General features: G+C 66.2%; 1 protein-coding gene. It reads left to right on the forward strand.

The features are described from left to right. Nucleotides 1-443: hypothetical protein (locus Mth01_RS29455; protein WP_204019227.1), on the forward strand; the 443-nt coding region annotated here is incomplete at its 5' end. Between the last annotated feature and the right edge of the window lie 87 nt (nucleotides 444-530).

The following is a 530-nucleotide window of genomic DNA, read 5'->3' on the forward strand; positions in this document are numbered from 1 at the left end:
AAGAGGAGACACTCCCCTGCGATCTGAACCAGGCACGGCGATGGCATGCCCATCTCCCACAAGAGGACGTCGTGTGGGTGGCCGACCAGAGCCCCGGCTGGGTCAAGATCTTCACCTTGTCCGGATCGTCCATGTGGTGGGCTCTCGACGCGCTCCCGCAGCCGGGCGGCCGGGCCTTCTACCTGTCCTATGACGCGTTGCTCGGCGAAGTCAGCGAACCGGTCTATGTCAACGAGGGCCGCTGGCAGGACATGACCCCGGACCACTTCGACCGCCCCATGGAGGAGGGGGCGCATCTCGTCGGTTCCTCTGACATCGCGCAGGAGATGAACCTGTTCCTTGCCCTGATGGGGTACACGACTGGCAGGTTCATCGACGACTCCTGGTTCACCACGCCGGGGTTGCTCTGCCGTATTCCGGAAGGGGCGTGGCCGCGTGAGTGACCAGTGGGAGCTCCGGCTCGGCGCGGAACTGGGGCGGGGATTCACCGGCGCCTGGGTCGAGTCGGGCGACGCCGATGCTGTGGCCGC

Origin of the sequence: Sphaerimonospora thailandensis (assembly GCF_016863115.1) — a bacterium.
Classification (GTDB): domain Bacteria; phylum Actinomycetota; class Actinomycetes; order Streptosporangiales; family Streptosporangiaceae; genus Sphaerimonospora; species Sphaerimonospora cavernae.